Source organism: Cloacibacillus porcorum, from assembly GCF_001701045.1.
GTDB classification, from domain to species: Bacteria; Synergistota; Synergistia; order Synergistales; family Synergistaceae; genus Cloacibacillus; species Cloacibacillus porcorum.
In genome coordinates this window covers 1,065,864-1,091,925 of sequence record NZ_CP016757.1, presented here as the reverse complement: position 1 = coordinate 1,091,925, position 26,062 = coordinate 1,065,864, and the positions used below count along the sequence as shown (strand labels likewise).

The following is a 26,062-nucleotide window of genomic DNA, read 5'->3' as shown; positions in this document are numbered from 1 at the left end:
TTAATATTAAGAAAGTAGCGAAACAAAAATCATAGACACCGCCGGAATATAGGTAATAATAATCAGAGCTATTATGCTGATTACTATAAACGGCAACACGGAACGGTATATTTCACCAAGAGACAGTCCCGTAACAGAGCGCGCGACAAAAAGGTTCAATCCAAAGGGTGGAGTAAACATACCAATAGAGAGGTTGGTTACTAAAACTACTCCAAGATGAACGGGGTCGACGCCAAGTTTGACCATAGGAAGAAAGATCAGCGGCGCAAGAATCATTATGGCCGCACCTCCATCAACAAACATCCCTGCAATAAGGAACATTATATTGACAATAAACAGCATGGTATATTTCGATGTTATGGTCGTCGTCAATAACTCAGCAAGAATTTGCGGAAAGAACGAGACAGTCAGCACCCAGCCAAACAACCCTGCCGTACCAAGCAGCATCATCAGCTGTCCTATCGTAACGGCAGAGGTCTTCATTGCCATTAATAGCTTTGAAAGTGGAAGTTCCTTGTATATGAACACACATACAAAAAGCGCATATACAACTGAAAATCCAGCAGCCTCCGTGGGAGTAAATATCCCGGCTGATATTCCACCGACAATAATTACCGGAACCCCAAGAGACCAAGAAGCATCCTTGGTAACTTTTATAAGTTCAGCGCTGGTAACTTTCTGTCCAACTACCACGTGGTGATTTAAGGCGTAATAATAGCTGTAGAGCATTATCAAGCCACCGAATACTAGCCCAGCGCCAAGTCCGCCGGCAAACAGCGCCGCAATCGAAACACCTGTCGTGGCTCCGTAAATAATGAACGTTATACTCGGAGGTATCAAAATTGCTACAGCTCCCGACGACGTAATAAGGCCAGCGGCAAACCTCTTGGAATAACCTCCCTCAGCCTCATTTGTGAGCCTGGGGTACATCATCGAGCCTATCGCAACTACCGTCGCTGGACTTGAGCCAGATAATGCTCCAAAAAACATACTGGCCCCCTGTGTCACGATGGCAAGACTGCCACGGAAGCTGCCCATTGCCACATTAACAAAATCAACGATTTTTTTGGACATTCCCCCAACAGTCATAATATCCGCGGCAAGAACATAAAATGGCAGAGACATCAGGGCAAATTTGTCCATGCCGCCAAATATCCTCTGCATGACCGCTGACAAACTGTAATCGCCAAAAATAAACATTGTTATAAGCGAAGAGGCTGTCAACGCCACGTAGATAGGGGCACTGAGGAAAAGGAAAATAAACAGCGTAGCGAAAAGTACCATCGCCATTTCCATCTTATTTTTCCCCCTTTATTGCATTGTAAAGGGCGTAAAGCGAGCTCAAGGCACATACAAAGACTCCCGCTGTCACAAACAGATACGGAATGTACATCGGGTAATCCGCCGAGGGCGTTATCTGACCGCTTTCTATCGTTTCTGCCACCAGAAGATATGAGAAGTATAGAAGCAGCCACAGCACCGTAACTTCCGCCAACGTGCCTATCAGATGAATCAACCGCTGCAGCCTGCCCTTTGTAAGTTGTACCAATACATCTATCTTCATGCTTTCATTTTTAGCAACTGCGAGGCTTAGTCCAAAAAATGTGGCAAAGACGACAGAATAGCGTATCGCTTCTTCACACCATGGTTCTCCGTAATTGAAAACATATCTCGCGGTAACATTGAAAGTTACTAAAAGAATAGCAACACCCAGGAAAAAAATGCTTATAGCTCCCGCTATTTTTTCTAATAGACGCAAAGTCTGTCACCTCAATTGAAGTCTCCCAGATAGAGTGGCACTTCACCCTTCATCTTGATCGCATCCTTCGGACAGAGCACCGCGCAAAGACCGTAGCCGTATTTCTTTGCCAGGCGCCCAAGGAGCTCCGTCGTCTCTGCCGCGTTTCTGTCAGCCAGCTTTGGAACGATATCAAGCGCGTAGCCGGTATTCCAAAGCTCAGGAAGAACAAACGCGGTCGTAATCTCTGCCGGTCTGTAACACTCGGAGAGAACCAGCGCCCAACACTCTCCATATTCACCCGCCTGTCTCAGAGAACTACCGGAATCTGGACAAGCCACGCTCTAAAAAATTTTTTCTTAACTCATATGATCATCACTTTTTAGAAATTTATTCGTGCAATACCGCAATATGACCGGTACTGCACGAAATATATTGATAAGCCCCTAATCCAACGGCGATACCATTGAATCGTAGTCTCCTTTCTCCAGCAGAAGAGTTATTACCGTGCCGGCAAAGAGAGCCCAGAATGCGGAACCAATTCCAAAGAAGGTCACACCGCTGGCTGCGGTAATGAATGACACAAAACTGCCGAATTTAAATTTGCCAGATCCAAAAGATTCTTGCAAGCCACCGATAATCATTCCTATCAGCGTAAGGCTGACTACCATATTTAATGCTTCGGCTGGAATGGCTGCAAGGAGCCCCATCGTAAACTTGGCAAATATTCCGGTGAGGGCAAAAGCAATACCACACCATACGGCGGCTACATAACGCTTGTCCACTTCACCGCAGTCGTCACTCCCGGCCCACGCAGTCATAGGCCCGGCTATATTGCAGTTGTGCCCGCAGAAAAACGGGGCTATGATCCCTCCAATACCGCTAATAACAGTGATAGCATTTACTGGCGGCTTCTTGCCTATTTCAATCTGAACGCCTATGGCCTGCATATTCTCAGCGCATACAACTAACAATCCAAGAGGAACGCCTATGGAAAGCGCCGCTTTGATGTTGAACGCGGGCATTACAAACACAGGTTTGGCGATGGAAAAATCAAAAGGAATCGGCGCAAGTTTTCCCATTACTATTGATGCGGCAAATACCGCTACCAACGTACCAACCACGGCTGGCACTCTTTTAAGGAATTTTTTACAAATAACGAAACCGATTACTCCGAAGGCACATATTACTGGAGCCGTTTTAAAAGATGTAACACATTTAGAGCCCCATCCAAAGAGAGTACCGGCAACCATCGCCATCATAACGGCGCCGGGGATCTTTCTGACAAGTGTTCTTACCGTTCCCGTTAGACCTAAAAGCAAATCGATCAGGCCCGCGACCAAAAAACCACCGACCATTTCCGGCAGGGTAAAATTACCAAGTACCTGCGCCAGCGCCATCGCTCCTGGGATGGACCAAGCGCCGACAATAGGGAGTTTATAATACAGCGCCATTATGCAGCTTATTATACCGCCACCGACATAGACCGTCACAAGCCAGCTTTCTACTATCTCTGGCGGCAAATTCGCCACGGAACAGGCCTTTTGGATAAGGGGAATAGCTATGATTCCAAAAACGAGGCCGTCAATTATACCGTTGCTTACATTTGCAAAGTTTTGATCTCCCCAGAAAGAACGCAGCCCTTCGCCAAAACCTGGTCCTTTTTCCCATATCGCCATTCAAGACCAACTCCTCATCAAAAAATTTGAACAGACTTTAGTACTTCATACGCGATTACTTATAAATATGGATAAGCAACGCTAGCGGCACTCGGCGTAAAAAGCCGGCAATTTTCACACAGAATGCCGCCAACAGTTAAGTTACATTACTTCTTGAGTGCCTCAGACAGACACTTTTTCACATTTTCATAAACCATGTCTTTTCTATATTCTCTGCTGCCGCGTACGTCGGTAATCGGTACCGCTTGGTCGGCTGAAATAACAGCTATTTCTTCTATAACACCGTCTCCTATCTTGGCTCCGGTAAATTTTTCAAGGCTTTTTACGAAAATAGGAACTGGACCAACGGCTCCAAGTGCAACCCTGACATATCCCACCGTATCGTCGCTCAGACAGATATCAACCGCCACGCCGACCGTCGCCAAGTCCATTCCCACACGCCTGCTGTGTTTTGCAAACGCGGCGCCGCTTTCTTTAGCGGGATAAGGTACGAAAACCCCTTTCAGCAGCTCACCCTGCTGTAGAATCGTTTTGCCAGGACCGACAAAAAATTTCTTCAAAGGACAACGTTTTTCGGCATTTTTTGAAACAATTACTGCCTCGGCATCATATACAATGAGAGGCAATACCGTATCGGCGGAGGGAGCGGCATTGCAGATGTTGCCTCCGATCGTGGCCATGTTCCTGACCTGCACGGACCCAACCTTGCCCGCCGCCTCGGCGAGAATCGGCAACTGTTCCACAATAACGGCGCTGTACTGTACCGTATCCATCGTGACACCCGCCCCAATGAATAGCCCATTTTCACACTGAGATATCTCTTTAAAACTTTCTATATTGCGGATATCCAGCAGATCCATATCAGGGTGACCGATCTTCTTCCACTTGGCGATAAGATCCGTCCCTCCCGCCAATATCCGCGCATCTTTGTGTTCGGAGAGATAATCGAGCGCATCAGACAAATTGTTAGGCGCAAAATAAGTGACGTTGAACATAGCAGCTTCCTCCCCCTAACCTCTGCCTTCAGAGGCCTTCTCTTTTTCTTTCAGCGCTTTGAGCATCTTTTCGGCGGTTATTGGAAGTTCTTTGAACCTTATCCCCACCGCATTATAGATAGCGTTCAATATCGCGGGAGCAGTTGGATTTGTCGCGCATTCTCCAATCGATTTTGCACCAAACCCGGTCGACCACTCAAAGCTGTCCGCAAAGTCCACCTCTATTTGGGGAATGTCCGCGGCGGTCGGTATCTGGTAGTCAAGGAAACAGGCATTTGCCACTCTGCCCTTTTCGTTATGTTTCAAGTGCTCCATGAGGGCCCATCCGTATCCTTGAGCGATACCGCCCTGCAGCTGTCCTTCAAGGGCCAAACGGTTTATCGGCTGACCAACGTCGTGAACTGCGAATATATTAGATACCTTGATCTGTCCGGTTTTGGTATTTACCTCTACCTCCGCAACATGGCACCCGAAGGCATAGCCTCCTGAGATATTGTTGTACTTTGTTTCGTCGGGATATTCGACGCCCGCGGGGGTAAAGTGTCCGATTCCCAGAATATGCTGTCCTGGAAAATCACAGACATGTTTCCACGCCAGCTCGGCAAATGACGCTCTTTTAGAGGGATCTTTTGCGGAAACGACGGAGCCGTCCGCCAGCTTCAATTCCTCTTCAGGAAGCGAAAGCATCTCTGAGGCAAGTTTTATCAGCTTCGCCCTCATATCCTCCACCGCCATGTGCATCGCGCCAGTAGCCATGTAAGTTCCACGGCTGGCAAAACAGCCAAGCCCGAACGGCACGATATTCGTGTCGGGATCAGGCACACAGATATGGTCGAGGTCCAGTTTAAGCGCGTCTGCGACGCATATGCTCAGCGTAGTCCTTATGCCCTGTCCCATATCCGGCTCGTTGCTGTAAATGTAGACTTTTCCCTGCTCATTCATCCGAAGGAGAACTGCGCCTCCCTCAAACGGCTTTATGAACGATCTGTTTCCGGATACATGCACCGCGCCCGCAAGCCCGATTCCTCTTTTGATATCGCCGGTGGATTCATTTTTCTTGGTCAGCTCGTCACGTTTCGCGTGGTAATCGGATTTCGTGACCGCTTTTTCAATGCACTGCTTAATCTCGCAGCTATTGGTCTTCCAGCCATGCGGATTCTTGTAGCCCGGAACGGCGATGTTGCGGTAACGTATTTCATCCGCACCTATTCCCAGCATTTCGGCGACTTCATCAAGATGCGTTTCGTGCGCAAGGTGCATCTGCGTGTTGCCGAAGCCACGGAAGCATCCGGTTGGAACTTTGTTCGTATAAACCAGATCACATACAGAATGCAGGACCGGAACCTGATACATAATATCGATACGGTACATGGCCGTCAGCGCGATCGGCGCTCCGTAAGACGCGTACGCGCCGTTGTCGGCAAGGATATAGGTACGTTTTCCAAGGTATTTGCCGTCTCTGTCCCAAGCCGTCTTGATCTTGAAATACATCGGTACGCGCGGAAGCCCGCACTGAAAATCTTCAACTCTGTCTAAGAAGAACCTGACCGGCTGCTCGGCGTATTTCGCAAGCAGCGCGCCGAGCGGGTGTACCTGCTGCGAGAGCTTGGCGCCAAACCCGCCGCCAAAATAGGGCTGTACGATCCTTATCTTTTCGACCGGGATGCCAAGCGCTACGGCGTAATCATTCCTTGACCAGGTAGGCGTCTGGATACCGGCATATATCGTAAGGTTACCCTTACTGTCCCAGGTCGAGATACCGCCCATCGGTTCAATATAGGCCTGATATTCAAGCTGAGTCTCATATTCGCCTTCATGTACCAAATAGGCGTTTTTAAAAACGGAGTCTATATCACCGCGCGGAATATCAAAATGATGGTTTACATTGCCGGGAAAGTCCTCATGTATAACTGGAGCTCCCTCTTTCATCGCGTCATGCATTGACAGTACCGCCGGCAGCTCTTCATATTCGACCTTTATCTTTGAAAGAGCCTCTTCGCAGGCCTCTTCGTCTACGCCGGCAACCGCAGCAACCTCATCTCCGACGAAGTTTACCTTATCGACGGCAAGCAGGTATTCATCCTTTGTAACCGGCCCCCACTTGTTCTGCCGAACGTTTTTGCCTGTGAGCACGCATTTGATTCCAGGAACCTTCTCCGCCGCCGAAGTGTCAAGAGAAATGATCCGCGCGTGAGGATAGGGACTGCGCAGGGCTCTTCCATGAAGCATCCCGGGAAGGGAAAGGTCGCTTACATAATTGGTGCGCCCCGTGACCTTATCATACGCGTCAATATAGGGCTGCTTTGTGCCTATTACAGAATACACGCCTTTCTCAAAGCGAACGTCAGCCATCACGCCACCCCCCTCATCCGTTTTGCGGCTATCCTCACAGCCTCAAAGATTTTCTGATAACCGGTACAGCGGCAAAGGTTCCCCGTGAGCCCATAGCGTATCTGTTCATCGGTGGGGTCTGGATATCTCTCCAGCAGCGCCACCGCAGACATGACCATACCAGGCGTACAATATCCGCACTGTATGGCCCCGGCGTCGACAAAGGCCTGCTGTACGGGATGAAGTCCGTCTTCGGAAGAAAGCCCCTCTATAGTAATAATTTCTGCTCCTTCAGCCTGTACTGCAAGGACAAGGCATGAAGTAACCGTCTTTCCATCCATTAACACCGTACAGGCGCCGCATTCACCTTCGCCGCACCCGATCTTAGTTCCTAATAGACCTAGCTTCTCACGCAGCGCCAGTGCAAGCGTCCAATTTGTACGTACCTCTATCTTTTGAGGTTTTCCGTTCACAATAAAATTTAGTTCCCGCGTCTCCATTGCATTCATCCTCCTGACACTTCAGATGGAGTTACATCAACAATTTCTGAGGACCGCCTCTAAGACTCCTCCGGCAATCGCCAGCGCCTTATCGGTGATTGAAAAACAATGCTCCCGGACATCGCGGGGGTCAACGTCGCCTATCTTTAAACCCTCTGTAAGATAAACCGACGGATGTATCAACCCTCTGAGCGTTCCGCGAATTTGCGCCCGGACCTCTTTCGTCCCAACTGCTCCAACTACATCCCCAGCCTCCACATGATCGCCTATCTCCGCATATGGCGTCAGATATCCTTCGGCTGGCGCCCTTAAAAGACGTTCCGTGGTATAGCCCATCTCCATCCCGGGGATACCTGTATTCGGGATGGCACCGCCCTCTGAAATTAAGCGGCCAAGGTAGTGTCCACGTTTAGTCTCAACAACGTAATGAACATCAACCTTGGCCGTAAATCCTGGCCCTATTCCGATAACCAGCGGGGCCATATCTATCGTCGTTCCGGTATTTCGTTTAGCCATAATGGCGTCGACAAGTAAATCCGGACGCAGTTTTTTTATCGAGTCACCCTCCGGATCTATCAGTACGGAGACATCTCCGCCCGCAAATACCTCATCCGTGGACGATATTTTTTTCGCCGGCATCCCATCGATGACGACGCTTCCATTAAAGACGGCAGAGGCAGCCGATACCGTACGCCTCACCACAAGCGGCGTGCACGTTTCGAGCGAAAGAACTCGAAACCCGCTTCGCCACAGCCTGTAGATGATCCCCGTCGCAAGATCTCCGCCCCCGCGAACGATGGCAAATCTGCCGTCTTTTGACATCTTTTATCCTCTTAGTTAAAGTCACCCAGATAGACTGGCACTTCGCCCTTCATCTCAATCGCGTCTTTCGGACAGAGCGCCGCGCAGAGACCGCAGCCGTCGCACTTATCCGGATCGATGCAGGACTTCTTCTTGCCGTTGACATCAACAATCTTTATCGCGTCATAGAAGCACCAGCTCGGACAGAGACCACAGCCGATACACTTATCCTGACACACTACGCTGATCGCCGTATGCTCGCGGTCTACCTTGTCCCAGGTGATTATCTGCGGCAGGGTGATGCCGCGGAGCTTGTTGATATCGTCGATATTGTGATCGACAAGGTACTTTTCCACGCCATCAAGGAAAGTCTTAACCTCGCCGAACTGTTTCGGGCCGTACATGATCGCCGTGCAGGTCTGCACAGTGGTCGCGCCGCACATGATGCACTTGATCACATCTTCCCAGCTGAAGATCCCGTTAGTCGCAGAGATCGGCATTCCGGTCGCCTCAGCAATCTTCGCGATCCACTTGAGAGTTATCGGCCTCATCCAGGGGCCGCCGACACCTGCGAATCCACCGTGGAGGATCGGGCGTCCCGTTTCAATATCTACATCAAGAGCCGAGAAACGGTTAACAACCGTGAAACCCGCCGCACCCGCGCCCTTACAGCGCTGCGCCACATCAACGATACTGACGGCCTCGCTGGTGAGTTTTACAAATACCGGGATCTTAACGGCTTCGCAGACGATACGCGTCACCTCAGCCGCCGCCTCGGGAGAATTTCCAAGCTCCTGCCCGCTCTTGTAGCCAAGATCCTTGGGATGCGGGCAGCCAAAGTTGAGTTCAAGCATCGGCAGACCTAGATCCTCCATGCGTTTCGCCAACTCAATCCAGCTCTCCTTTGAATTTCCCGAGATACTGCCGACCAGCGTGCAGTCGCGTTCGTCACACGCCTTCTTCGCAGCCGCCATCTCCCGCATCCATTCCTCGGTGTTGTAGGTGGCGAGAAATTCGCATGAATAGTTGGAGTAGTTGTGGGGCCAGCCCTTCTTATGGAGGACCGTAAAGCGCGGAGAGACATATTTCTGAGCGAGCGGCTCGGGGCTGTAGGTCTTGGCGATAACACCACCAGCGCCAGACTCGGCACAGCGGCGCATATATTCGCCGTTTTTGCTCGGAGAAGCCGAGGCGATGACCATCGGATTTTTAAATTTAACGCCACAGTATTCTACGGAAAGGTTTGGTTTCATAATATCTTTTCTCCTTCAAATATAAAAGATGAGAATAAAGAGGCGTTTATGCGTCATATAAACGCCTCTTATTAATAAGATAAACTCGTTATTTTATCTGGGTGCGCCGAGTTTATTCTTAAGGAGCGAACATTCTGGGTCGATCGGCTTGTTGGGGTCCTGATAACGGAACTCCATCGTCATGCAGCCGAGGGGAATGCTGTAAGGGCCGTGCTTCATACCGGGAAGGCGTGAGCCATAATAGCCCTTGCACATTGTGATATTCTTGTCAGTATCGGTCAGATAGCCGTCTACCACGTATATCTCTTCACAGAAATCATGCGAGAGGACCTCCGGCATCTCTGTTTTAGGCGGAAATTTCAGCAACCTTGTGTAGTTTCCCGTCTCTGGGTCATAGGAGAGAACTTTCTCCATCGTACCGTTGTAACCGCCCTCTACCAGCCGCCATTCTCCGTGAAGATCCACATCGCGAATTTCGTATTCCTGCTTTGCCATAACAAAAGCGCCTCCTCTGATTTTGTTTATATATGGAAAACTTATTTAATTGCCCTTATACCAGGATGACTTGCAGGTCATCTCATAGACGTTGCCCAGCCTGCGGCCAAGGATCGGATCCTCAAGCTCAGTCTCAAAATAAGGGCTGTAGTCCGCTTTAAAAAGGGATGCGACGGTTCCTGAATAGAGGACCAACCCCTCTGTGTCATTCGGATCACAAAGGAGTTTCTTCGCCCTCTCCACAAGATCCGCCGCATCCAGCATGGCCGTCAGCTTCGCCTCCTGGAAGAGCTTTCTCTCTCCGTCCACCTTTATCCAGCTGCGCAGAGTGATGTCGTCCCAGTGGTCAATAACGTCGCTCAGCTTCCAAAGCTCCTTGCTGATGGTATTGGGATATATCTGTTTTGCCTTTGGTATGTCCACAGTCTCAAGTTTGCGGTCGGTATGGTCGCTTCCAACGCCTACATATATTTCGTCTTTGTCAAAAAATAGGGCGAATTCCGCCTCTCCAGAGTGGTCCGTCTCGTCAAGGACTTCAAAGCCTCCTGACTGCGTAATTTTATCGATAAATTTCACAAAGTAGACAGGCGTCTTGTCGGGTGCTGGTATTCCCTCTTCCTTTAACTCATCGATATGGGCCTGGACCGCAGCCTGATCACGCCCGGTATAGCCTGCGTTGATAATATGCTTCGGTACAAAATCAATTATCTTTTCTTCTCCGCTTTTCGCTAAAACTTTAAACTTCACAATACCGACTCCTTTCAAACTTTATACTATTTCAAGATATGCAATTTTATTAAAGGGATATGTTTATCTTATTTGCATACAAATTATCTATTTTGGATGCAAATTTGTCAAGAGCATACGTTTTTACAAAAACAAAAAGCGGAGAAACCGTTTTGGTCGGCGCTCCGCTTTATCTTTACTGTTCCATTTTTATTTTTCTTTTTAATTTGTGATTCGCTCTTCTAAATCCCTTATCAAAGCCGCATAACTATGTTCCAGATGCTCTTTCATCGCAAACTTAATTTTCTCTGCATCTTTGTTCCACAGCATATCTACCAGGTGCTCATGTTCCTTTATCACTTCATGCCAACGGTCTTTTCCCTTGAGCACCAGTAATCCCATTCGCAGCACCTCGTCCTGGACGGTGCTCCAGAATCTCAGCAGCCTGTCGTTTTTCATGCTCTCGACCACAAGGTAATGGAACTTCAAATCCAGCGTTGTAAAGACGTATTCCTCCGTAGCCGATTTCATCTCATTCAATATCGAATCCAACTGACCGGCAACCACCCGTGGTTCACCGTTCTTTAGCATTTCGTCTATAGCGGCGTATTCCATTAAGTTTCGTATCTGGATGATCTCGTGTACGTCGGCGATAGTGACCGGGCGCACCTGCATACGCTTCCCCTCTCCGGGAACAAGCCAGAATTCCTGCGACAGCCGCTGTATCGCCTCCCTCACAGGCGTACGGCTCACGCCGAGGCTTTCCGAGAGCTCCCGCTCCTTGAGCACCGAACCTGGGGGATATTTCAGGGAAATTATCCCCCCTTTGATCTTTTCATATACCTGTGCAGATAATGACTTTTCTTCCATTTCCATTCACCTCGCATGATAGGATAGCATATCTTTTATATTATTGGTATACATTTTTTATTATTGTTTTAATTTATTCGTAATTTTTATTTCAATGATACACATGTCGTATTTTTATACCAATCTGAACATAATTATGTCGAATGTCCGATATAAAGCACGTCAAGGCCTCTTTTCTCCAACTTTGCTGCAAGTTTGACCCCCGCCCGGTTCTTATCATAAATCCCTTCTCTTACAAAGTTTTTTGGCGTCGTCTGATTGTAGCGAATTGATCGTTATCAGTCCTTTCTACTGCATGCAAACGCGTAACAATACTTTATTTAAGCTTATAATCACAGTAGTTATAATAAATTTACAATTATAATGTTATTTTTTTGAATAATGTGTTTGTACGAACCAAAAGAGAATACTTTAATTGACACTTATGAACTGATAGCTTAATATTATCATTAGTAACCCCGCACTTAATTCTAATAAGGAGGCAAAAGCTGTGAAGAATCGTTGGATCATCACCACGGCAGTCGTTCTCGCACTCGGTTTATTTACCGTTGTGTCTATTGCTCCTGCCGCAGAAGCCGCTGCAAAGAAGGGCAAGGTTGCAATCGTCACTAACACCGTTTCACAGAACGAGGAAGAATATCGTTCCGCCCAGGAAATGGTCAAGAAATACGGTGACCGTATCGTCCACGTGACATGGCCGGATAACTTCATGGCCGAGCAGGAACAGATGGTAAGTATAGTCGCGAAGCTTGCCTATGATCCTGAAATCAAAGCCCTTATCATTAACCAGGCGGTACCGGGGACCAATGCCGCCGTAGACAAGCTCCTTGAAACAAGAAAAGACATTTTTATCGTTTATGCTACGCCGCAGGAGAACCCGCCGGATGTCGCCGCCCGCGCTCAGCTTATCATCCAGCCTGACGAACTTGGAATGGGCGACGCCATCCCCATCCAGGCGAAGAAGCTCGGAGCAAAAACGTTCGTACACTATTCTTTCCCGAGGCATATGTCGCAGGTCCTTCTTTCTTCGCGCCGCGAATTGATGAGGAAAAAGTGCGCCGAGATCGGACTTGAATTCGTAGACGCCACTGCGCCCGACCCTACCGGAGATTCAGGACTGCCCGGCGCTCAGCAGTTCATCCTTGAAGACGTTCCCAAGATGGTAGCTAAGTATGGAAAAGATACGGCTTTCTTCTCAACGAACTGCGCCATGCAGATCCCGCTCATCAAAGCAGTCGTAGACGCCAAGGCTATCTATCCGCAGCCCTGCTGCCCGTCACCATACCATGGATTCCCGACGGCCCTCGGCATCCAGTCCAATACAGAGAAACAGGGCAACCTGCAGCACGTTATAGCCGAGACAAAGAGGATACTTAAGGAAAAAGGCGTCTCCGGCAGACTTTCGACATGGCCGGTTCCTGTTGCCATGATGGCGACGGTCGCAGGTACGGAATACGCGATGAAAATCATCAACGGAGAAGTCGCTTTTGACAAACTTAACGTTCCTGTGCTGGAAAAGTGCATGGCCGATTACGCGAAGGTAAAAGTCACAACCAATCCCTATATTGACGAGGCCGGCAAAAAATACCCGACCTACCTCTTCGTGCTGATGGATTTCCTCACATATTAGCCACGAGTCAGAGGGGAGTAATACAATTCAAGATATAATCTGATCCAGAAAAGAATTCGCAGGATCTGAAAGCCTGCGAATTCTTTTTTGTTCTAAAGAAAGCTAAAAATTCTTGCGGAAAAAATAGAAGAGGGGGAAATGCCGTTGAGCGAAAACCTTCTTTGTTTTCGTAACGTATCCAAAAATTATTACGGGAACAATGTCCTGTCAAACATTAATTTTGATGTAAAAAAAGGCGAGATACACGCTCTTATAGGAGAGAACGGTGCGGGCAAATCTACGCTGATGAACATCCTTTTTGGTATGCCAGTCATCCACACGACAGGGGGATATGATGGCGAGATACTTATCGATGGAAAAACGACAGACATAAAATCGCCGCACGCGGCGATGGCGGCCGGCATAGGCATGGTACATCAGGAATTCATGCTCATACCCCAGTATACGATAGCAGAGAACATCAAGCTGAACAGAGAGATAACTTCGCCGAACATCGTGTCAAGAGTTCTGGGCAAAAGGCTGGAAACAATTGACATGGCGAAGATGAATGCCGACGCCCGCAAGGCTCTCGATAAGCTTGACATGAATATTGAGGCGTACACAACCGTTGCGGGGCTCCCGGTCGGCCACATGGAGTTTATAGAGATAGCGAGAGAGATTGACAAAACAGGTATAAAAATACTCGTTTTTGACGAGCCGACTGCCGTTCTCACTGAATCCGAGGCACAAAACCTGCTTGCCGCCATCAAACGGCTCGCAAGGATGGGGATTGGAATTGTATTCATCAGCCATAGGCTTGACGAAATTGTCAGCGTCGCTGACCGCGTCACCATCCTGCGCGACGGCGAGCATGTGGCAACGAAAAACATCTCTGATACGAGCGCGGCAGAGATTGCTTCGCTGATGATCGGCCGGAAGGTGTCGATAGAGCGCGACAGTTCATCACATAGAAAGATATCCGACGAGATCGAACTCCGCATTGAGGATCTGCACGTCGCAATGCCAGGAGAGCGCGTCAAAGGCATCAGCCTTGACATCAGAAAGGGAGAGATAGTCGGGATCGGCGGCCTTGCCGGACAAGGCAAGTTAGGTATCGCCAACGGTATCATGGGTACCTATCCCACAAGAGGCAAGGTTATGTTTAAAGGACGGGAGCTCAAACTTAACGCCCCGCACTCCACCATAGAATCAGGCATTGCCTTTGTAAGTGAGGACCGCAAGGGAGTAGGCCTTCTGCTCAACGAGTCCATTGAACTCAATATAGCGTTCACCGCAATGCAGATAAAAGAACTGTTTATGACAAAGGTACTTGGTCTGACCTTTCAAAACGATCGAGCGATGCGGGAACATGCGTTGAAAATGATCCAGGATCTCGATATTCGCTGCGAGTCTCCGCTGCAGCATACCGGGAGCCTCAGCGGCGGCAACCAGCAAAAGGTATGCGTAGCGCGTGCCCTTACACAGGAGCCTACCCTTCTCTTCGTCTCCGAGCCAACACGCGGCATAGACATAGGCGCGAAGAAGCTCATTCTGGACCTATTGCTCAAACTCAACGAAGAACTCGGTATGACGATCGTAATGACATCCTCGGAGCTGGCGGAACTCCGCAGCATCTGCGACAGGATCGTTATCATCTGTGAGGGAAAGGTGGGCGGAGTGCTGCCGCCGGACGCCACGGATGCGGAATTTGGACTTCTTATGTCAGGCAGCAAATTAAACACCGCTGAAGGGAGTCATTAAAATGCCTGAGTCAAATGAAAGCACTTTTATGTATAAAATAAGGGATGTTGTAAGCACCATAGGGATGCCAACTATGATCATCGCCGCTTTCTGGGTGCTTACACTCGTTGGCGGCTATGTAGTCGGCATCTCAATGTCAGCGCTGCTCTCCGACACAATAAAGCGCGCCGGCATGAACGGGATACTGGTACTTGCGATGGTTCCCGCCATTCAGTCAGGCACGGGGCCAAACTTTGCACTGCCCATCGGCATCGTCTGCGGGCTCTTCGGGATGGTCTGTTCCATAGAGGCTGGCGTATCAGGATATACATGGCTGTTGTTGGCATTCGCGATCGCCGTGCCGCTCGCCGTGATAGTTGGTTACGGTTACGGAAAGCTGATGAATGCCGTTAAAGGTTCGGAAATGACGATCGCCACATACACCGGCTTTTCGGTAGTCGCGCTCATGTGCCTTGCCTGGCTCATGCTGCCCTTCAAAAATCCCAAGATGGGCTGGTTCATCGGCAAAGGACTGAGGGAAACGATACAGCTGGATGCAGTCGGCGCCGCACAGATACTCAATAAAATCCTCGCTTTCAACATCGGTGATATCGTGATTCCCACTGGGCTGCTGCTCATATTTGCGTTATTCTGCGTACTAGTGTGGCTCTTCTTCCGCTCAAAGATGGGTATCGCCATCTCGGCTGGAGGAATCAATCCAAAATTCGCTCAAGCTACCGGCCTGAACATCGATAAGAACAGAGTATACGCAAACATCCTCTCCACCGTCCTCGGCGCGGTAGGGATAATCGTCTACTCACAGAGCTTCGGCTACGCCCAGCTCTACACCGCGCCGCTGATGATGGCCTTTCCCGCCGTCGCCGCGGTGCTCATCGGCGGGGCTACCGCCTCGCGGGCTAAGGTCTCGCACGTCGTCATCGGCGTATTCCTGTTTCAGGGCCTGCTGACGACGGCTCTCCCCGTGGCGAATGAGATATTCGCGGGAACAGACCTTTCGGAAATCATGAGAATGATCATCCAGAATGGGATAATCCTTTACGCCCTCACGCAGGTAAAAGGAGGTGCGAGATAATGGGTGAAATGCTCAGACCGCAGACGGAGAGTAAAAACGTCGGACAGTGGCTGCTGGACAATATCGTCACACTGATATTCGTCGCCTTCACCCTCTTTGGCTTCTTCGTCTCGGAAAATGTTTCGCTGCCATTCTTCCTCTCGGAGCTCTCAAGCCGTATTTTTCGCAACACCTTTCTCGTCCTTTCGCTCATAATTCCGGTACTGGCGGGATTGGGGCTAAATTTCGGGATCGTCATCGGCGCCATGTCTGGACAAATTGCGATTTCGATCGTCAGATACTTTGAACTTGGCGGCATCCCTGGGCTGCTTTACGCATTCGTGATCGCTTTCTTTGTGGCGGCGCTATGCGGATACTTCACAGGACTGCTCTATAACAAAACGCGCGGGCAGGAGATGATTGCCAGCCTCATCGTCGGCTATTTCGCGAACGGCGTCTATCAGTTCCTCTTCCTATTCGTCATCGGCGTGATCATCGCCGTACCCGCGACGCATCCTATGATAAAACCTGACGGTATAGGCATCAGAATGACGGTCGACCTCGTTCCCGCCAAGAGCGGCGGACTGAAGTACGCCCTCGACGACATCTGGACCATTCCCTTTGTTCATGCGCTGCTGGTAGTCGCCGCGGGAATCATCATTTTTACGGCAGTGCGCTGGTGGCTCAACAACAAGCGGGGCGAGAGCTATAGAAACGACAGGGGAAGCGCCATCGGCAGTGTCTTGCTAGGTGCCGCGTTGACCGCCGTCTCGGTCTACGCACTCACCACGGGATCGCAGCTCATGATGGTGCGCCGCGTGCCGGTCGTAACAGGCTTGCTGATCGTTGCTCTTTGCTTCTTCACCGTCCTGATCACCAAGACAAAGCTTGGACAGGACTTCCGCTCAGCTGGCTTCAACCAGCATGTTTCGCAGGTCTCCGGCATCAACGTGGATCAAACGCGAATAATCGCAACAATGATCTCCACCGTCCTTGCCGCATGGGGGCAGATAATCTACCTCCAGAACATGGGCACTCTCAACACCTACAACGCCCATACGCAGATAGGAATGTTCTCCGTAGCATCGCTGCTCGTCGGAGGCGCCTCCACATCTAAGGCAAACATCAAAAATGCGATTTTCGGTACGATCCTCTTCAACTCCATGTTCATCATGTCCCCGGAGATTGGTCAGTCACTCTTTGGCCAGGCTCTGCTCGGTGAATATTTCAGGACTTTCATGGTCTACGGTGTAATCGGTTTAGCGCTGGGACTCTATGTATGGAAGGCACTCAAGCAACAGAGGACGGCGTCATTGGAAGAGTAGCAAAAACATTACCTCTGATTGAACCGCACGAAAGATGAATTACGGAAGGGAGGCTCAAGGGCTTTCCTTCCGTTTCATGTTATGCCGAGCACAGTTGAGACAGGATAACCTTAATTCCTGCATCATCCAGCCAAATATAGTTAAAAAATCAGCTATAGACTAAAAATATCCGCATATGCGTCTTTTATTATTGAAATTTGTTGTTACATCCTTTGAATCTGATCTTTCTCGGGATGAGCTGTAGCAATTCAGGAGACAAAAGAATGCTCCCCGCTGGGGGAGCATTCTTTATTTTGTATTGTTCTTGTTTACGCTTTAGTCTGAAAGTACCGGCGCCTCGGTGGACGGTATCGTTTCCTGCTGAGCATCTCCGCCGCTGCTCTCCTCCACTGCGTTGGCGTTGGGCAGCGGAAGTTCCGCGTTGGGCGCGCTTTCGACGATAGCGGGCAGCGAATACATCGTGCTCGATATTGATCCCAGGCTGAGCTTGTATTCCACTGTCTTGGTGACCTCTTCTGTGTCTTCGTTGATGACGCTTATCTTGAGCGTATGGCTCGGGCCTTTGAGTTTAACGACATCGCGGTCGCCGGCGTAGAACTCCAGCGCCTTATCCTCGTCACCGTCTACGACCACGTTCATATAGGGGATCTCCTGATACTCGCGGCCTTCGATAGTTACGTTCTTGTTATCAAGCAGCACCTCGTGCTCCTTGCCGATATAGTAGAGGACAAAGCAGAGGAGGACAAGAAGCGCTACCAGCGCCAAGCGTATGACCAGCCTCTTTTTATTGATATTGGTCGTCATGGCTATTCTCCTCTCAGGTTTCTTCTGGCCTCAATCTTATCACGCTGACGCTTCCAGGCATGGAGAACGAGAGCCAGCGCAATAATGCCGTAGGAGACAAAGACACGGAAATATTCTCCCAACTGCGCCTGCCCGATAAGCTCCTTACCCGCCATCGGTGAAACGACGAACATCAGGTGGAAAAGCACGACGCCGACAAAGACGTTGGCGATAGTCGCGCGGCTTACGGAGGCTCCGCCGATAAGGATGGCGGCGATAGCGAACATACCGGCCTGGTCATGGCTGTTGTACGTATTCATCGTACCAATATTCTGAAGGAAGATTATCTGCCCGAAGCAGGCCAGCACCGTGGAGATCACGATCGCGATTATCCTTGTACGTTCCACTGGAATACCGGCCGAATCCGCTACCGCCATATCCTGCCCGATCGCACGCATATCCTGTCCAAGCTTCGTGCGGCGGAACCAGATGATGAAGAGGCAGAATACGCCGATCAGTATGAAGGTCGCCACCGGTACGTCGATCGTGCCGATCTTAAATGGAATGAGATTATCGAGAACGTGACGAACCCCGGTGAGGTTTATCGCGTTGCGTATGCCATATCCGCGTGAGAGGACCAGCTGCGGGTTCGATATCGGAATGATATTGCCCATACAGTAGAGCACGATCAGCTGATAGACGCCGTTGATGAAGAACCCAAGTATATACGACGTCACCATTTCACGGCCCTTCGCCCGGTTGAGGACCGCGCCGCAGATGTAGCCTAGTACGACCGCAATGGGCATTCCCACGATTGCGGCGAGCAGCATCCCCTCCCAGCCGACGACGGCCCAGTCAGTGACGAAAATGAGCCCGATCTGTCCCGCCATCGCACCGAGGACCATACCAAAGTTAAGTCCCATTCCCGCGAGAATCGGGATGAGCAGCGAGAGGACGAGGAAGGAGTTTCTCGCCAGACGCGTGAACATTTCCTGGATCAGATATGTGGCGGAGAAACCCGAAAGCGGGATAGCGAGCGCGGAGAGTCCGATAAAGACTATCGGCACCGCGTAGTCGGCCAGAATATTTTTCAGTTCACGATTCTTGTTAGCCATTAGCGTTTCACCGTCACTTTCCTCGTGAGAGCGTAGAGGATCATACCGTTACTGACGATGATGCGGATAACTTCCGACATGTCCGTCTGCATGACGCTGTTGATTACTGAAGGCGTCATGGTCAGTATTCCCTGAAAAAGAAATGTCCCGACCACGACGTTGATCATCGACGCCTTATTGACGGAGGCACCGCCAAGCAGGATCGCGGCGACCGCCGGGAAGGCCATGTAGAAGGGACCCATGTAGAGCTGGATGAATCCAAAGCTCTGCTCGTAGACGAGGATGCCGAGCGCGCCAAGCACAGTCGAGAGAATGACGGAGATAGTACGCATGCGGTCAACGTTGATGCCGGAGGCACGCGCGAATTCGGGGTTGGAACCAACCGCCGTCACCGCCGTCCCTATCTTGGTCCGGAAGAAGGCCCATACGAGGAAGGCCACAAAGGCGAAGAAGAGGAACATTCCTACCGGCACATAGAAGAATTCGCCTATCTGGATGTTTATGTATTTGCTGAGCGCGTTGAGCCAATAGCCCTCAACGCTTATCGTCGTACGGAGTCCGGAGCCGCCGTACCCCCAGATCATCGTCGGGCTCGTGTAGGGAAGCAGCAGCCAGGCTATACACATGAGGGCGACCGACGAGAATCCAACATAAGTCGCGATCATCATTTCGTCACCTTTGACGCGGTTCAGCAGCTGTCCGTACAGCCATCCGAGAACGACGGCTATGGGGATGGCGATCGCCGCAGCGATGAGAAAACCGACGCTGCCTTTGACGCCGATCTGAATCGAGGTGACGGCGCCAAGGAGACCGGCGATGATGCCAAGCGGCAGTCCAAAGTTAAGACCGCAGCCCGACTGTACCATCGGGACCATCGCAAGGACAAGTATCCCGTTCATTCCGACGCGCACAAGCGTATCGGAAAGCGACGCGTCGATCCTTACGCCCACAAAGGGTGCGGCGATAAAGAGCGCGAACAGGAAGAGAGCGATTATTATTCGCGGCCATCCTGCGTTTTCAATAAATTCTTGTAGTTTGTTCTTCATTTTTTGCTCACCTGCGTTCCCTTTATCAATTTACGGCAGCGGGCTCTTCGACGTGACCGAGCATCAGCAGTCCGAATTCTTCGGCGGGCGCCGACGCCGGCAGGATGCCGGATACCTTGCCTTCGTTTATTATTGCTATGCGGTCACAGATGGAACGCAGCTCTTCCAGCTCGGAGGAGGTCATGATGATCGTCGTTCCGTCCTCTTCGTTGACCTTGCGCAGCGTATCAAGAACAAGCTTCTTCGCGCCGACGTCAATACCGCGCGTCGGCTCTGATACAAAGAGTATCTCCGGGTTTACGGCAAAGGCCTTCGCAAGACATACCTTCTGCTGGTTTCCGCCGGAGAGCTCTATCGCGCGCTGGTTGGGGCCTGTGCAGCGGATCTCGAGTGATTTTATATACTCCCGTGTGCATTCATCCACCGCTTTGTCGTCACGCCACTTGACGAGGCCGCCAAGCAGCTTTTTAATAAACTTTTCCTGCACCTGCATCGCGGTGAAGGTTATATTCCAATCGATTCCCTCTTCAAGCAGAAGCCCCACGCCTCTGCGGTCTTCCGAAACGAAGGCCATACCCTCTTTCAGAGAGGCGTCAGGGTCGTTGAGCTTTATCTCCTTGCCGCGCAGGAATACCTTTCCGCCCGCGGCGTAGAGTCCCATGATACCGTTGGAGATACCGACCTTTCCCTGTCCGGCCAGTCCACCGAAGCCGAGGATCTCGCCCTGGCGGACCTCGATAGATACGTCGCGTACCGTCTCTCCGGGCATGTCGACCCAAAGATGCTCCGTACGCAAAATGACGTCACCGATCTTTTTCTCCGTCTTTTCCGCTTTTTCCTCTTCCGCTTTGTCGCCCTTTCTGTCAACCATCCAAGAGGCTATCTGGCGGACGTTGGTATCCTTTGTGTACGCCTCCTGTATGACGCGGCCGTCACGGAGTACGATAAGCTTGTCGCAGAGATCAATGATCTCCTGAAGTCTGTGCGAAATAAATATTATTGCTATACCCTGTTTGGAAAGTGTTTTGAGAGCCGAAATAAGGACGGTCGCCTCGCTCTCGGCAAGGACTGCCGTCGGTTCGTCAAGGACGAGAAGCCTCGTCTTACGTCTGTCTATTTCGCGCGCGATCTCGGTAAACTGTTTGTGGCCTACCGGCATTTCGCTGATCAGCGTCTCGGGGCTGAGGTCGACGCCGAGCGTCTTGATGGCCTTCTCGGCCCTTGACCTCATATCCGGTCTGTTAAGCGTCATCAGCCTTTCGCCGAATACCTCCACAAGCGCATTGTACTTGACAGATTCCCTGTTCAAAAGAATATTTTCCGTGGCCGTAAAGCCTGGGATCAGAGAAAATTCCTGATGGACCATTCCAATGCCGGCTTCGAGGGCGTCTAGAGGATCTTTGAAATGAACCTCCTGCCCGTCGATAATAATTTTCCCCTCATATCCACCCGTCTCCTGAATGACCGGCATCCCGAAGAGGATATTCATCAAGGTTGATTTTCCCGCGCCATTTTCTCCGACCAGCCCCATTATCTCTCCGGGCCGCAGTGAAAATGTTACACCCTGAAGAACCCGGTTGCCGAAATATTCTTTTCCGATGTTCTCCATCTTCAAAAGGGGAATTTCCATGGACATACATTTCACCTCTTAATTTACCTAAATATATCTTTGTCGTTTCACTTTAATGGACAAAGCATGATGTATCTTAGTGGTTTTTACTTAAAAACACAAGAAGAACTGCCATCCGGTGTGTGCCGTTACTTTACAAAAGTCTTTCCGGCGCAAAACGCCGGAAAGACTTTATGGCATTATCTTGAAGTGCTACTTAAGTTTGATGTACTTCTCAGGAACCTTTTCCTTGGTTACGCCCATGTAGCCGCGGCCAAAGACATAGGTATCCTCATAGACGAGGACAAACTTCTTTATCTTCATCTGTTTCGCCATGTCATAGTAGGGAGCGCCGTTCCATTCCGCACCTGGGGTATACTTGTCATAGCACTTCCAGAGGTCTTTAAGGTTATAGAGCTTCGCTTTGCCTTCGGTTATGCGCTTGCCATATTCGGCGAGGGCGCAGACGGTGCTCCAGCCGTACGAGTAGGGCCATGTTCCCATGCGTCCCTTACCGCCGGCGTCGATTACGGCCTTTTCTACCTTCTTCATGATTGCGGGCCAGTCTCCGGCCTCATCCTTAAGGTCGATACCGAAGGCTCCGGGGTAACCCATAAGCGGTGAGGGAAGGTCCGGTTCGACAAAGATCGCGCCCTGCTTGGCGACCTGCTTAAGGAGCGGTTCGGTCTGGGCGTCGTTGGTGCAGAAGAAGGCTGAATCCTTGCCGTATTTCTGGACCCACGCGGGGACCTTTTCAAGGATGAACTGCTGCGCTCCGGCTACGCCTACGTCGCTCGTGGGGTCTGGAGCCGTCTCAAAGGCAAACTTGAGTCCGAGATCTTTGCAGGCCTGCTCCATGATCGCGCGGCGGCGTGAAAGCAGCTCGTAGCTCATGTGGCGCGGGAAGGAGATATGGACGAAGGTCTTAGCGCCAAGCTTCTTCGCGGTGTTGATGATGAGGTATCCGCGCATGATGTTGTCGACACCGATCGCGAAGTCCGCCGTGCTTGTGATCACGTTCGGATCTTCCTGCGGCTCTCCGGCGAAGCAGAGGATATCTTTTCTCTTCTCCTTAACGCGGCGGAAGGCTTCCGTCGTTCCGGGAATCGCGTCGTCAACGACGATGACCTTTACCTTGGGGTCGTCGGCGAGTCCGACTATCTGGGAGATCGTCGTCTCCATCTCCGACATAAAGTTGTCGGGCATTGTGACATGCTTGATCATGCCGCCGTTTGCTACATCACCATATTCCTTGATAAGCCGTTCGGCGCCGCGGTAGGTATCTTCGGCCTGGGAGACGGTAAGCGTTGCGACTCCGATGTGGAAGGGAGCATCGGCGAAGGCCGCCGTCGCCAAAAATGACGCGGCGATCAATGTGAAAAGAAAGACCGTTGCTTTTCTCATGATAAATCGTTCCTCCTCAAATTAGGTACATATATTGAAAACACGGAAGGGAAACTATACAGATGTCCCTTCCGTGTCTTTCAACAGATCAGTCCCCGCAGACCGTAAGTTCGCGGGTAAAGTGGTTCAGTGCCTCACCGCTGCCGTCGGGGCGTACCGCCACAAGATTCTCTATACGCACTCCGAACTTACCGGGGATGTATATTCCAGGCTCTACGCTGAATACGTTGCCGGGCGCAAGCGGAACGTCGTTGCCCTCGATCATGTAGGGGCTCTCATGCACCGCAAGGCCGACTCCGTGTCCTACGCGGTTGAAGAAAAATTCGCCGTAACCTGCGTCGATGATAACCTGACGCGCCGCGCGGTCTACATCCTGTCCCGTCGCGCCGGGTTTAACGGCGGCCTCGCCAGCGGCCTGCGACCGCTTCACAATCTCGTATATCTTTTTCATCTCTTCCGTGGGCGTGCCGGTAAAGAGGGTGCGCGTCGTATCGGAGCAATAACTCTTGTATCTGCCGCCGAGGTCGAGGATGATGATGTCGTTCTCCCCAATGACACGCTCTCCGCCCGAGTAGTGCGGCATCGAGCCGTTAGGGCCGCTGGCGACGATCGGGCTGAAGGACATCTGGATAACGCCCTCTTCCTCGAAGAAATCGGGGATCTTCTTCGCCACGTCGCGCTCCTTCATGCCGGGACGGATAAACTTCTGGAGCTTCGCAACCACCTTGTCGACGATACGCGACGACTCGCGCATCAGCTCAAGCTCATCATCATCCTTCTGCGACCGCTGTCCGGCAAGCAGATCCACGCCGTTGACCATCTCCATCGGCATCGAGTCGCGTACCGCCAGCATGTCCACCGCGCGGACCCCGTCATTGAAAGCTATCCTGCCGCCGACGACGCCAAGGTGCTCGCAGCCGCGGCGAAAGGCCCCCGTGAACCCTTCGTGGTCGTTCCATTCCGCATAGAAGGGAACGTCGCCGAAGGCGTTGACGATCTCCTCCTTATAGAGGAGCGGGGTCATCGCAAAGCAGCGTGCGTCTTTAGCGACCATCAAACCGCGTACACGTTCGTCTGGATGAGTATCAAGGCCTCCGATATACTCCAGGTCCGTTGAGGGTCCGATATAAAGCGCGTCAAGCCCCTTCTCCCTCAATGTCTGCGCCAGACGTTCAACTCTTTCTTTCTTTATCATAGTAGACAACTGCCTCCTGTAAGGATATTTTTCAGCGGTCTTATAGGCGATTCAACAAAAAACCGAATGTAAATCACATTATTTTTTATTACTTAAATTACTGATATATCGGGTAACTAAAAACACTATCCACTAGCCTCCAAAACTGGCCCGGAACTGTATATGCCTTTATATTAAACCACGTATGGAATATGTCAAGCACAGAAAATTTTCACTATACAACTTAAAGATTTACTATTTTAATTAGTTATGCACTACGTTTAACTGATATATAAGACCTCTTTTTTATTGACAGCCGTAAGACAGGTAGTCTATAATCCGGCTATCTGCTGCGGCAGACGCACGCTTCCCAGAGATTGTTTACGTAAAAAATTAAGTGCACAGTTTCGAGACGCGGCAAAAAAACTTGGGAGGAATCCTCATGAAGAAAGCTATGCTTTTATTGTTTGCGGCGCTGCTCGCGCTCTTCGTAAGCACAGCAGCAATGGCAGCCGAGGCGCCGTTCCACATTGGAATAGTGACCGGAACCGTATCACAGAGCGAAGACGACCTTCGTGGAGCAGAGCTGATGATCAAGAAATACGGCGATGTGGCAAACGGCGGTATGATCCAGCACCTCACCTATCCCGACAACTTTATGTCGGAGATGGAGACCACTATCTCACAGATCGCCGGACTTGCCGACGATCCTAAGATGAAGGTCATCGTCGTCAACCAGGCTATCCCGGGAACAGCGGAAGCCTTCCGCCGCGTTAAGGAGAAGAGGAAGGATATCCTCTGCTTCGCCGGCGAAGCCCATGAAGACCCGAACGTCATCACCTCCGTCGCGGACATGGCGATCAACGCCGACTTCGTATCACGCGGATACCTCATCATCGACACCGCGAAGAAGCTCGGATGCAAAACCTTCGTCCATATCTCCTTCCCGCGCCACATGAGCTACGAGACTCTCGGACGCCGCCGCGCGATCATGGAGCAGGCCTGCAAAGACCTCGGCATCAAGTTCGTCTTTGAGACGGCTCCCGACCCCACGAGCGACGTAGGCGTGGCCGGAGCCCAGCAGTTCATCCTTGAAAAGACGCCGGCATGGGTCAAGAAGTACGGGAAAGACACCGCCTTCTTCTGCACCAACGACGCCCACACCGAACCGCTTCTCAAGCAGCTCGCAAAGTACGGCGGATACTTCATCGAAGCCGACCTTCCCTCACCGCTCATGGGCTACCCCGGAGCATTCGGCATCGACCTTACGAAGGAAGCCGGCAACTGGCCCGTCATCCTCAAGAAGGTTGAGAAGACCGTATCCGACGCCGGCGCGAAGGGCCGCATGGGAACCTGGGCCTACTCCTATGGCTATACGAACAGCGCCGCCCTTTCAGAGTTCGGCAAACGCATAGTAGAAGGCAAAGCGAAGCTCAACAGCAAGAAAGACCTCCTCGCCTGCTACGCCGAGTACACCCCCGGCGCGAAGTGGAACGGCCAGAACTACACTGACCTCGGAACCGGCGTAACCAAGAAGAACATGATGCTCATCTATCAGGATACATATATCCTCGGCAAGGGCTACATGAAGGCTACGGACGTCAAAGTTCCTGAGAAATATCAGAAGATCAAGTTCAGCGGCAAATAAGCGGAACAATATCTGAGATACCAAAGACCCGCGGGCAGCCGCGGGTCTTTTTTTATGCGAAACCACTAAGCAAACGTTTGCACAGACCTTTGACAACAGGCTCTTTTATCTGTATAGTTCTAATTTAACTGCGGCGTCATTTGCCGCGA

23 protein-coding genes are annotated in these 26,062 nt (G+C 50.9%); 5 read left to right on the top strand and 18 right to left on the bottom strand.

The window, feature by feature from the left end; all coding sequences use genetic code 11:
* Positions 1–6: 6 nt before the first annotated feature.
* From BED41_RS04900 to BED41_RS04845, 12 genes are all read right to left on the bottom strand, one after another.
* The gene (locus BED41_RS04900; RefSeq protein ID WP_084002261.1) at positions 7–1,296 is read right to left on the bottom strand and encodes a TRAP transporter large permease; all 1,290 of its coding nucleotides are present in this window, start codon (positions 1,294–1,296) and stop codon (positions 7–9) included.
* Position 1,297: 1 nt separating this feature from the next.
* Positions 1,298–1,759: a TRAP transporter small permease gene (locus BED41_RS04895; RefSeq protein WP_066743661.1), complete on the bottom strand. Its 462-nt coding sequence runs from the start codon at positions 1,757–1,759 to the stop codon at positions 1,298–1,300.
* An 11-nt stretch (positions 1,760–1,770) separates the two neighbouring features.
* Positions 1,771–2,079: a carbon-nitrogen hydrolase family protein gene (locus BED41_RS04890; RefSeq protein ID WP_066743658.1), complete on the bottom strand. Its 309-nt coding sequence runs from the start codon at positions 2,077–2,079 to the stop codon at positions 1,771–1,773.
* A gap of 105 nt (positions 2,080–2,184) precedes the next feature.
* Positions 2,185–3,417 (bottom strand): benzoate/H(+) symporter BenE family transporter, encoded by a 1,233-nt coding sequence (locus tag BED41_RS04885; protein ID WP_066743656.1) that lies wholly within the window; start codon positions 3,415–3,417, stop codon positions 2,185–2,187.
* Positions 3,418–3,563: 146 nt separating this feature from the next.
* Positions 3,564–4,412 (bottom strand): FAD binding domain-containing protein, encoded by an 849-nt coding sequence (locus tag BED41_RS04880; protein ID WP_066743654.1) that lies wholly within the window; start codon positions 4,410–4,412, stop codon positions 3,564–3,566.
* Positions 4,413–4,427: 15 nt separating this feature from the next.
* Positions 4,428–6,764, bottom strand: a complete 2,337-nt coding sequence (locus tag BED41_RS04875; RefSeq protein WP_066743652.1) for a xanthine dehydrogenase family protein molybdopterin-binding subunit — start codon at positions 6,762–6,764, stop codon at positions 4,428–4,430.
* Positions 6,764–7,243, bottom strand: a complete 480-nt coding sequence (locus BED41_RS04870; RefSeq protein ID WP_066743650.1) for a (2Fe-2S)-binding protein — start codon at positions 7,241–7,243, stop codon at positions 6,764–6,766. Before BED41_RS04870 ends, BED41_RS04875 begins: the two co-directional genes overlap by 1 nt.
* Before the next feature lie 36 nt (positions 7,244–7,279).
* Positions 7,280–8,065, bottom strand: a complete 786-nt coding sequence (yqeB, locus tag BED41_RS04865; protein ID WP_066743648.1) for a selenium-dependent molybdenum cofactor biosynthesis protein YqeB — start codon at positions 8,063–8,065, stop codon at positions 7,280–7,282.
* Between the two features lie 11 nt (positions 8,066–8,076).
* Positions 8,077–9,297 carry a tRNA-dihydrouridine synthase gene (locus BED41_RS04860; protein ID WP_066743646.1) on the bottom strand — a complete coding sequence of 407 codons (1,221 nt, stop codon included), beginning with the start codon at positions 9,295–9,297 and terminating at the stop codon, positions 8,077–8,079.
* Between the two features lie 93 nt (positions 9,298–9,390).
* Positions 9,391–9,792, bottom strand: coding sequence for a cupin domain-containing protein (locus BED41_RS04855; protein WP_066743644.1), 402 nt, complete (start codon positions 9,790–9,792; stop codon positions 9,391–9,393).
* A 45-nt stretch (positions 9,793–9,837) separates the two neighbouring features.
* Positions 9,838–10,539: a DUF2848 family protein gene (locus BED41_RS04850; RefSeq protein ID WP_084002260.1), complete on the bottom strand. Its 702-nt coding sequence runs from the start codon at positions 10,537–10,539 to the stop codon at positions 9,838–9,840.
* 201 nt (positions 10,540–10,740) lie between these two features.
* Positions 10,741–11,388, bottom strand: a complete 648-nt coding sequence (locus BED41_RS04845; RefSeq protein ID WP_066743640.1) for a GntR family transcriptional regulator — start codon at positions 11,386–11,388, stop codon at positions 10,741–10,743.
* A 490-nt stretch (positions 11,389–11,878) separates the two neighbouring features.
* Here BED41_RS04845 and BED41_RS04840 point away from each other — a divergent pair, with 490 nt between their 5' ends.
* The 4 genes from BED41_RS04840 (at position 11,879) to BED41_RS04825 (ending at position 17,134) form a co-directional block, all read left to right on the top strand.
* Positions 11,879–13,018 (top strand): DUF3798 domain-containing protein, encoded by a 1,140-nt coding sequence (locus tag BED41_RS04840; RefSeq protein ID WP_066743638.1) that lies wholly within the window; start codon positions 11,879–11,881, stop codon positions 13,016–13,018.
* Between the two features lie 138 nt (positions 13,019–13,156).
* On the top strand, positions 13,157–14,758 hold the full coding sequence (locus tag BED41_RS04835) for a sugar ABC transporter ATP-binding protein (protein WP_066743636.1): 1,602 nt from the start codon (positions 13,157–13,159) through the stop codon (positions 14,756–14,758).
* A 73-nt stretch (positions 14,759–14,831) separates the two neighbouring features.
* Entirely contained in the window at positions 14,832–15,830 is a 999-nt protein-coding gene (locus BED41_RS04830) for an ABC transporter permease subunit (RefSeq protein WP_229712399.1), read from the top strand.
* Entirely contained in the window at positions 15,830–17,134 is a 1,305-nt protein-coding gene (locus BED41_RS04825; protein ID WP_084002257.1) for an ABC transporter permease subunit, read from the top strand. Before BED41_RS04830 ends, BED41_RS04825 begins: the two co-directional genes overlap by 1 nt.
* Before the next feature lie 315 nt (positions 17,135–17,449).
* On the opposite strand, the gene BED41_RS04820 is transcribed toward BED41_RS04825, so the two are convergent.
* From BED41_RS04820 to BED41_RS04795, 6 genes are all read right to left on the bottom strand, one after another.
* Positions 17,450–17,938 (bottom strand): DUF6672 family protein, encoded by a 489-nt coding sequence (locus BED41_RS04820; protein ID WP_066743634.1) that lies wholly within the window; start codon positions 17,936–17,938, stop codon positions 17,450–17,452.
* A 2-nt stretch (positions 17,939–17,940) separates the two neighbouring features.
* Positions 17,941–19,032, bottom strand: a complete 1,092-nt coding sequence (locus BED41_RS04815; protein ID WP_066743632.1) for an ABC transporter permease — start codon at positions 19,030–19,032, stop codon at positions 17,941–17,943.
* Entirely contained in the window at positions 19,032–20,078 is a 1,047-nt protein-coding gene (locus tag BED41_RS04810; protein WP_066743630.1) for an ABC transporter permease subunit, read from the bottom strand. Before BED41_RS04810 ends, BED41_RS04815 begins: the two co-directional genes overlap by 1 nt.
* A 25-nt stretch (positions 20,079–20,103) precedes the next feature.
* On the bottom strand, positions 20,104–21,714 hold the full coding sequence (locus BED41_RS04805; RefSeq protein ID WP_066743628.1) for a sugar ABC transporter ATP-binding protein: 1,611 nt from the start codon (positions 21,712–21,714) through the stop codon (positions 20,104–20,106).
* 186 nt (positions 21,715–21,900) lie between these two features.
* On the bottom strand, positions 21,901–23,091 hold the full coding sequence (locus tag BED41_RS04800; protein ID WP_066743626.1) for a DUF3798 domain-containing protein: 1,191 nt from the start codon (positions 23,089–23,091) through the stop codon (positions 21,901–21,903).
* Between the two features lie 88 nt (positions 23,092–23,179).
* Positions 23,180–24,286 (bottom strand): M24 family metallopeptidase, encoded by a 1,107-nt coding sequence (locus tag BED41_RS04795; protein WP_066743624.1) that lies wholly within the window; start codon positions 24,284–24,286, stop codon positions 23,180–23,182.
* 421 nt (positions 24,287–24,707) lie between these two features.
* Between BED41_RS04795 and BED41_RS04790 the strand changes: the two genes are divergently transcribed.
* Positions 24,708–25,913 (top strand): DUF3798 domain-containing protein, encoded by a 1,206-nt coding sequence (locus BED41_RS04790; protein ID WP_066743622.1) that lies wholly within the window; start codon positions 24,708–24,710, stop codon positions 25,911–25,913.
* The last annotated feature ends 149 nt before the right edge of the window (positions 25,914–26,062 follow it).

Excerpts from the sequence above, each read along its gene's own strand:
- BED41_RS04900 (WP_084002261.1), bottom strand. The coding sequence starts at position 1,296 with ATGGAAATGGCGATGGTACTTTTCGCTACGCTGTTTATTTTCCTTTTC.
- BED41_RS04855 (WP_066743644.1), bottom strand. The coding sequence starts at position 9,792 with ATGGCAAAGCAGGAATACGAAATTCGCGATGTGGATCTTCACGGAGAA.
- BED41_RS04835 (WP_066743636.1), top strand. The coding sequence starts at position 13,157 with ATGCCGTTGAGCGAAAACCTTCTTTGTTTTCGTAACGTATCCAAAAAT.
- BED41_RS04830 (WP_229712399.1), top strand. The coding sequence starts at position 14,832 with ATGATCATCGCCGCTTTCTGGGTGCTTACACTCGTTGGCGGCTATGTA.
- BED41_RS04820 (WP_066743634.1), bottom strand. The coding sequence starts at position 17,938 with ATGACGACCAATATCAATAAAAAGAGGCTGGTCATACGCTTGGCGCTG.
- BED41_RS04845 (WP_066743640.1), bottom strand. The coding sequence starts at position 11,388 with ATGGAAGAAAAGTCATTATCTGCACAGGTATATGAAAAGATCAAAGGG.
- BED41_RS04815 (WP_066743632.1), bottom strand. The coding sequence starts at position 19,032 with ATGGCTAACAAGAATCGTGAACTGAAAAATATTCTGGCCGACTACGCG.
- BED41_RS04860 (WP_066743646.1), bottom strand. The coding sequence starts at position 9,297 with ATGAAACCAAACCTTTCCGTAGAATACTGTGGCGTTAAATTTAAAAAT.
- BED41_RS04870 (WP_066743650.1), bottom strand. The coding sequence starts at position 7,243 with ATGGAGACGCGGGAACTAAATTTTATTGTGAACGGAAAACCTCAAAAG.
- BED41_RS04810 (WP_066743630.1), bottom strand. The coding sequence starts at position 20,078 with ATGAAGAACAAACTACAAGAATTTATTGAAAACGCAGGATGGCCGCGA.
- yqeB (WP_066743648.1), bottom strand. The coding sequence starts at position 8,065 with ATGTCAAAAGACGGCAGATTTGCCATCGTTCGCGGGGGCGGAGATCTT.
- BED41_RS04880 (WP_066743654.1), bottom strand. The coding sequence starts at position 4,412 with ATGTTCAACGTCACTTATTTTGCGCCTAACAATTTGTCTGATGCGCTC.
- BED41_RS04885 (WP_066743656.1), bottom strand. The coding sequence starts at position 3,417 with ATGGCGATATGGGAAAAAGGACCAGGTTTTGGCGAAGGGCTGCGTTCT.
- BED41_RS04795 (WP_066743624.1), bottom strand. The coding sequence starts at position 24,286 with ATGATAAAGAAAGAAAGAGTTGAACGTCTGGCGCAGACATTGAGGGAG.
- BED41_RS04825 (WP_084002257.1), top strand. The coding sequence starts at position 15,830 with ATGGGTGAAATGCTCAGACCGCAGACGGAGAGTAAAAACGTCGGACAG.
- BED41_RS04790 (WP_066743622.1), top strand. The coding sequence starts at position 24,708 with ATGAAGAAAGCTATGCTTTTATTGTTTGCGGCGCTGCTCGCGCTCTTC.
- BED41_RS04805 (WP_066743628.1), bottom strand. The coding sequence starts at position 21,714 with ATGTCCATGGAAATTCCCCTTTTGAAGATGGAGAACATCGGAAAAGAA.
- BED41_RS04875 (WP_066743652.1), bottom strand. The coding sequence starts at position 6,764 with ATGGCTGACGTTCGCTTTGAGAAAGGCGTGTATTCTGTAATAGGCACA.
- BED41_RS04800 (WP_066743626.1), bottom strand. The coding sequence starts at position 23,091 with ATGAGAAAAGCAACGGTCTTTCTTTTCACATTGATCGCCGCGTCATTT.